Below are 7701 nucleotides of genomic sequence, written 5' to 3' on the forward strand. Positions count from 1 at the left end.
ACTTCCTGAGCAAGACTCTGTGCATGCTTGTCTTGTGCGACGACCTCGCGAGCCAGCTCGTGAGTTCGGCTTTCCAGCGTGTTGACTTGCTCAACCAGCCCCCGGCACGCGGCATCTTTCTCTTCGAGTGCAGCCATGAGGCTGCTGATGGAGTTGTTCACATCGTTGAGCTTCTGGTCATGCTCAGCCAGCTGACGCTCAAAGAAGCCGCTAGATTCCTGATAGACCATGCCAGGGCGAATCGCAACACTATCCAGAACGGAAAGCATGTAAGCGGCTCGCGATGCCTTGTCCAGCAACTGCGCCGCTTCTGCCAGACCAAAGGGCAGTGGCGATTGAGGACCACCGCTGATGTTCAACCACGACCCACTGACAAGGCGCTGTACCTCGGCTACCGCGCGAACCAGGTAGTTTCGTGCCGCGGACTCATCGCCGCGAGCCACGGCAAACTCAGACAACCAGTGCAACGCATCGACGACCTTGTTGCCAAGCAATGGGCTGTAAGCCATCACATCAATGCTGGCGCACTCAGTGAAACACTCGATTGCATCCTGGAAACAACCATGAAGCCGCGCAAGTTCACCGCCGGCAAAGAGCAGGGAGACCTGCCAACGCAACTGGTGTGGCGACGGATCGGCAATCGCAGCGAAGCGTCGAATTTCCGTCAAAAGCGCCTGGTAGCGTTCAATGGACAGATCGACCACTTGGGATTGGATATAGATCTTGCCACATAGCGCTGCACCGTAATCAACCGAGTCCGGGGCAGCCGTGGCCAACACCCGATCCTGCATCGATTGCAACAAAGAAGCCGAGCGTGCGCGCTGGCCCTGAGCAATCATTCCACGCACCAACCAGGGATTCTGGTAATCGCGGGCAAATGCACTGACCGAGAATTCTGGCGAGTCCGGCAATGCCCACTGAGTTTCCTCATACGGCACCCACGCCCCTTCAAGCGGATCGGCCATGCCCAACAGCAGGACCCACTCCGCTTCCTGTTCAGGCGTGCGGTCAACCGGGACAGTCTCCCATTTGCGCGGGGAGTGGTGACACTTCATAGCACCACCCGCCGTCTGCAACATGCCTTGTTCCAGCAGGAAATGCGTGCCGCACTCCTCCACCAGCCGATCCCATGTATAAACATGCAAATGGTGAGGATTGGGATCCTTACCGGTTTCGTCCGCCCAGTTATTCGGAGCGCAGACCATCACGCGACCACCAGGCTTGAGCACGCGTTTCAACTGGAGCAGATACTCCATTGGCTCAGGAACATGCTCGATTGTTTCGAATGCAGCAATGAAGTCGATGCTGTTATCTGCAATTGAACTGAGCGCTTGAGCGTCACCGACCTCGAACTCGACCTTGCCTGGGCGACCGTAATGGGCATTTGCATAAGCGATACCAAAATCACTCAGGTCAACACCCAATACCGATTTGGCCTGCGAAGCCGCATACAGCATGTAACTGCCATAACCAAGGCCGCACGCAACGTCCAGCACACGATCGCCCGGACGCACGAACTCGGCAGCCTTCTGATAGCGAATACAGTGCGCGTCGCCGCGTCGCCCGACCTCACGCAGCATGTCCGTATGCAGCAGCCGCTCTTCAACAAGAACAGACAGGTCGTAGTGGCACAGCGCCTCGGCAGGCACCTTCTCCAGCAATACGAATATCTGCCGCCCGTCTTCGTTCAGCGCTTCATAAGGATTGATCTGGTAGTACAACTCGTGCTTTCGAAATCCCGCCTCGAAACACTGAGCTTCCCACCAGTCACGCTTGGCCGTCGTTAACAGAGGGCGTTCGCCCTCTTCAACAGATGTTGTTATCTGCAGAAAAACGTACCGGGCAGAAACGCGGTACATCTCGCGCAAGGCTGCCGGCACATCTTCAGGATGAAGATGCTCCAGACAATCAATGGAAACTACGGTGTCAAACTGGCCATCAGTGAACGGCAACGATAACGCAGACCCCTGGCTGAACCGATCAGGGAAGCGTTTGTTGGCGGCTGCCACTGCAAGGGACGAAACATCCACCCCCACTGCATTGATACCCAACGACAGGAGTTCTGAAACCAGCCCTCCCAGGCCGCAACCGATATCCAGCACAGAGCCGGTGCCGCAAGTCTTCGCGACCCACCTGGACGACTCGCGAAAATCGCCATTGCTCTCACCCGAGGCAATGACCGTTTTCCAGTAATCGTTATTGAGCGAGCTGTAATCAATCGAATTTGTTGGACTCATCATTACCACCTGGCGGCCATGTGCAAGTCGGATATTCCACCGAAAAAGTATTCATCCTGCCGCATCAGTGTCTGGAAAAAGGCTGCTTCATCTTTCCAGTGCAAAATTCTTTGGGCGGTATAGTCAGGCTTGCCTTCATAGGAAATGGAAGCCTGTATCTCATAGAGATTCGAACCCAGAGAGCAGTCGCATTCCAGCCAGACATGGAACTGCTCTCCGGCCTTGAGCTGACGCTTCCAGAACAGCTCACCCTCACGCAATCCGGCCAGAACCTGCATATCCTGGTTCAAAGTGCCCCAGGAATATATTTTTATACCTTCACGGCTGCGGATACGCACACCGACATTGATGCTGTCGGTATCAATGTGCGAAACACAGTTGACCCGAATCCGAATGACGTCGCCGGGATAAAAAACCGCGCACGGCTCGTCATCGGCACCAAATGTGCCGACAGACAACACTTCAACGCCTCCATCTCCGAAGGACATCTGATCAGCGCGTCCCGAGACAGCTGCCGCCTGGCTTTTTTCCGAGGACTCGCTCGACTCAGGTGCCGTGCCCCCTTCGCTGGAAGCATTCGAGTCAGCGGACTGAGGAGCGGGAGCGGGAGCCGGAGCCGGAACCTTGTCTGCGGCAGGCTGCATCAGCTTGGAGAAATAATCCGACTCTTCCTGGTGCAGCAGTTTGCGGTAATCGAGCAGAACCTGAGAGGCAGACCCCATCGAAACTTCTCGTCCACCCTTGAGCAGGATCGCACGATTGGTCAGCGTTCGAACCGACTCCTGATCGTGGGACACAAACAACAGGGTCACACCATCGGAAAGCAGTTTTTCGATCCGGCCAAAACAGCGCTTCTGGAACAGCGCGTCACCGACAGCCAAGGCCTCGTCGACGATCAGAATGTCAGGCTCGATTTGAACCTGCACTGCAAACGCCAAACGTACCAGCATCCCGCTGGAGTAGGTCTTGACCGGTTGATCGAGGTAATCGCCGATATCGGCAAAGGCTGCAATCTTGTCAAAACGCTCGTCGACCTCATCGTGGGTCATACCGAGCAGCATGGCGTTGAGATAGACATTGTCGCGACCGGTGAATTCGGGGTTGAAGCCCGATCCCAGCTCAAGAAGTGCCGCGACTCGACCCCGCGTTTCAACAGTACCTACCGTTGGAGCGATGGTTCCTGTGATCAACTGGAGAAGTGTGCTTTTCCCGCTACCGTTGCGACCGACAATACCAAAAGCCTCGCCTTTGCGGATATCGAACGAAATGTTTTCCAGCGCCCAGTACTCGCGGCAATATGATGACGGTTCACGCCCCACCAACCGTTGAATCGGAGGAATAATGAACTGTTTTAAGCGATCACGCGGCGTCGCATAAATTTCGTAGCATTTGCCAAGACCATTTACGCGGATCGAGTACTCATCAGAGGACATCTGCAAACCCCTTTCGTGTCTTCTGGAACCAAACAAAACCAAACCATGCAATTGCGCAGGAGATCACCAGATAAAGCCCCCAAACCCGCCAGTCCAACGATTCTCCCCAATACATGAGACCTCGCGCTTGCTCGACCGCTACGGTAATGGGGCTCACTTGCACCACTGCCTGAAAGCGCTCAGGCAAGCTTTTCAGCGGGTAAAAAACCGGAGACAAAAACATCAGGACCGGTACCAGAGTACTGATGACCTGCGCCACATCACGCAGGTATACCCCGAGGGAAGCCACAAACCAGGTGACCCCGAGAGTCATGAGGGCCAGTGGCAAAAGTATCAGCGGAAAGAGCAGCACACCCAAGTGAGGCACGCCGTAGAAAATCACGTAGAAAACCAGCCAGACCAAAAAGTTTACCAACAGATGAAAAAGTGCAGACCCCAAAGTCACAATGGGTAAGATCTCCAATGGAAATATGACTTTCTTCACATAGTTGACGTTCGACAGAATCAAACTTGGGGCTCTGTTGATACATTCCGAAAACAGGTTGAACACCATAAGACCGGCAAACAAAACGAGTGCAAACTCGGTCTTTGAACCGCTACCCCCAACCCAACGCGCCTTAAAAACAACACTAAATACAAAAGTATAAACAGCCAACATAAGGACAGGGTTAAAAAAAGACCACAACAACCCCAGGACAGAGCCACTATATCTTCCGGCAATATCTCTTTTAATCAGGCTATATATCAAACCACGATTTTTACTGATAGAACGAAACAGTGTCATGGGGGATGTTGAGCGAACAGCGTGCGGGTTCATGCGTAGCCCTTTGTGTTTTCTGTCAATTTCATTTTTTTCGACCATAGAGGCAGGTTCACAGCAGCAACCGCTACGAAAACACACCGGAATCGGGAGCTCCTGAAAACCATTCCCGGCATGAGAATCGGCGCCGAGCATAAAATATGACCAATACTAGCTTCCTTGACCAAAATTCGAACACCCCCACAGCTTTAACGACAAGACTCATGAGCAATAGGGTCAACCTCGTCGAAACGTTTCCAACACGCGCCTTTGCGATGCGAACGGAAAAGAAAAACCCGCCAATCATCGTGCAAAAACTCCGATGAACGGGGTCATCCACAGCATCAAAATAGTCGGCAATCCTAACAGGTTTGGTCATCCCCGGACAATGGCAGGGCGGGCAGTGGCCACAGCTGCCACATTATCATTGACCCGGGACACAAGCGTTCCGAAGGGTTTCAGATCTGCAATTCGGCTTTCCCGGCAGTAAATCTGAAAGCGAGAAAAACCAATGGCAAACAGGTTGTGATCAAACCTGTCAAACCATCCAGATAACCATTCCCGACCAGAACCGCCATAGGAAATACCCAACAAACATTTATACAAATCACGCCTAATGTAACGACCTTGTGACTAGCAAAATGCCGGGCAGCATATTGATAAGCGTGACTACGATGAGCCTGATAAATCTTCTCTCCTCGCACCAGCCTCCTCAACAAAGTCACAGTCGAGTCCACTGTAAAAACTGCCAGCAGGATGAGCCAGCTCCACATCAACGCGGAGTTACCCCACGCCGCATAAAGCGAAAGAATCCCCAGGACAATACCCAGAAAACCGCTTCCAGCATCACCCATGAAGATACGGGCCGGCGGAAAATTCCAAAGCAGAAAACCTGCCACTGCACTGGACAATAACAAACTCACCCACAGTACAGATTGATTTCCAGCCATCAAGGAAATAAGACACCCTCCTAGACAGACAAAAATAGCCTGGGCACTTGCAATCCCGTCAATACCATCCATGAAGTTGTATAAGTTCAGCATCCATACGAGATAAATGGCTGCCAGCACACTTCCCGCCCACCCAAGCTGAACTTCCACACCAAACATGGAAACAGGAGCTATCCCTCCCATCCAGTACAAAGCCCAGATAGCTGCAACAAAGTGGCCCAGCAGACGCCATCTGGCCGCGATATGCCCATGATCATCGGCAAAACCGATCAGCGCGACCAACAGTCCAGAGCCAAGCAAAGCACAAAAGATGTTGAGTTCAAGCAATCCGGAACTGTACAGCGCGGGAAGAGCCAGAATAAAGGAAACTACAATCGCTACCCCTCCTCCGCGGGGAGTAGGGACTGCGTGAGAACTACGCTCATTGGGAATATCCATCAAACTCTTGGCCAGCGCGTAACGGCGCAAAACGAAGGTCAGCCCCCAAGAGACAATAAACACTGCCGCCAACAGCCACCACACATTCATTGGGTGTTTGTATCCAGATAATGATTAACAGTTTGGCGCATCGCATGATCTACGCTGACCGGTGGCAGCCAACCAAGCAACTCGCGATTCTTGTCTATATCAACCTGCAATGAGCCACACAAGCGCTGAGCGACTGCCTGCATGCCGAACATTGAAGCCACCAGCTTGAGCAACCATTCAGGGACCGGCAGCAGCCGCGCCCGCCTCCCGAATGCCCGGGACAACCGACTCAACAGCTGCGAGGTGGACAGGTCCTCACCATCACTGACGAGAAAAACCTGATTGGCTGCTGCCGGATGATCGATACAGGTGACGATGAGGCTGATCAGGTTTCCTATCGACACCAGACTTCGCCGGTTCCTCACCGCCCCCAATGGCAGCGGAATGCCTCTGCGCAGCCATCCCAACATACTCATGAAGTTGGCCTTGACCCCCGGACCATAAACCAGTGGCGGACGGATGATGACGATCTCCATGCCGGTTTCGCGCCCAAGATGCTTCAACGCCTCCTCGGCTTCGTACTTGGAGATACCGTAGGGATCCATGGGAGATGGAAGATCATCAGCCCTGAAAGCCTTACCCGTCGGAGTGCACTCACCATTGACCTTGATCGAGCTGATAAAGATGAAGCGCTTGACCCCCGACTCCGCCGCCTGCCGGGCCAGCTTTAGTGTTCCTTGCACATTGACGTCGCGAAACTCGGCCAGCGCATCCGCAGCCTCCTCCCGCATGACATGTACCCTGGCCGCCGCATGAACCAAAACCTGAATACCTTCAAAAGCCGGCAAGACTTCGGCGCGAGTCAGATCGAAGGGCATCACGCGACACAACCCCTGCAAGCGAGTAGCCCCCCGCGCGGCCGCAACAGGACAAAAGCGCCTGTCGACCAACAAGTGCATAACCAGGGCCTCACCCACAAACCCACTGGCCCCGGTGACTAAAACATTCAGGGGCATCATCTGACTTTCGTTCCTATGACCGCGGTTGCCCAGCAAATGCAGAAGAAGAACACCTTGTCACGCCGCCGTCGGCGGCAGCGCCAGGCGCTAAATGACAGACGTAACAGTTGCGTGCGGCGCAAACTCAGCCACCCCCGCACAAATGGATCGGTTTCCCGCCCCACCAACCGGGCTATCAGCTGCACCTGACTGAACCACCATCCGTCATGAATCGTCTTGTAACGAGATATCAGGGAACTGAGCCCTTTATTGGCACCGACCTGGTTACGCTCATGCTGGCGATATTCCATGGACGACCGGGGATCGATATACCAGCTAAAACCATGACTGCGGGCAAAGGCATAACAGTACCAATCGTGCAAACTGACATCTTGCAGTAGCTCCCAATTGGCAATCATGGAGGACTTGAGCACTTCAATGACCTTCTTGCTCATCACGTAAGTGCATCCGGGCCCGGCGGCCTCGAACAGGAAGTCCCATTCAACCTGCGGCTGAGCCTTGTTCAATAGATGAGTACCGCCATTCGGCCAAAATGCCGTGACATTGCTGGAGTAGGCATCGACCTGGCGAGTTTGAATGGCGTCGACTGCACGCTGCAGTTTGTCTTTGTGCCAAATGTCATCCTGGTCGGCAAAGGCAATAAAATCGAAGGAGCCGAAGTCGACATCACGAATCAATCGAAAGAAGTTACGCGAGGCCCCGCCGAATCTACCGGCGTCCGGTAGAACGACTACCTGGTGATGCTCTGCTGCATAAGCCGCGCACCAGGCTGCGGTACCGTCAGTGGAGGAGTCA

At 53.9% G+C, this 7701-nt stretch carries 6 protein-coding genes; all 6 read right to left on the minus strand.

The window, feature by feature from the left end; all coding sequences use genetic code 11:
* Positions 1–2237: methyltransferase domain-containing protein (locus HCU66_RS11280; protein ID WP_205888558.1), on the minus strand; the 2237-nt coding region annotated here is incomplete at its 3' end.
* Positions 2238–2239: 2 nt separating this feature from the next.
* Positions 2240–3670 (minus strand): ABC transporter ATP-binding protein, encoded by a 1431-nt coding sequence (locus HCU66_RS11285; protein WP_205888559.1) that lies wholly within the window; start codon positions 3668–3670, stop codon positions 2240–2242.
* Positions 3660–4487: an ABC transporter permease gene (locus HCU66_RS11290; RefSeq protein WP_205888569.1), complete on the minus strand. Its 828-nt coding sequence runs from the start codon at positions 4485–4487 to the stop codon at positions 3660–3662. Before HCU66_RS11290 ends, HCU66_RS11285 begins: the two co-directional genes overlap by 11 nt.
* A 440-nt stretch (positions 4488–4927) precedes the next feature.
* Entirely contained in the window at positions 4928–5947 is a 1020-nt protein-coding gene (locus tag HCU66_RS11295) for an MraY family glycosyltransferase (RefSeq protein WP_205888560.1), read from the minus strand.
* Positions 5944–6906, minus strand: a complete 963-nt coding sequence (locus HCU66_RS11300; protein WP_205888561.1) for a UDP-glucose 4-epimerase family protein — start codon at positions 6904–6906, stop codon at positions 5944–5946. The genes HCU66_RS11295 and HCU66_RS11300 overlap by 4 nt, the downstream gene beginning before the upstream one ends.
* Positions 6903–7701: glycosyltransferase (locus tag HCU66_RS11305; protein WP_205888562.1), on the minus strand; the 799-nt coding region annotated here is incomplete at its 5' end. The genes HCU66_RS11305 and HCU66_RS11300, both read right to left, overlap by 4 nt.

The organism is Pseudomonas frederiksbergensis (genome assembly GCF_017114915.1).
GTDB classification, from domain to species: domain Bacteria; phylum Pseudomonadota; class Gammaproteobacteria; order Pseudomonadales; family Pseudomonadaceae; genus Aquipseudomonas; species Aquipseudomonas frederiksbergensis_I.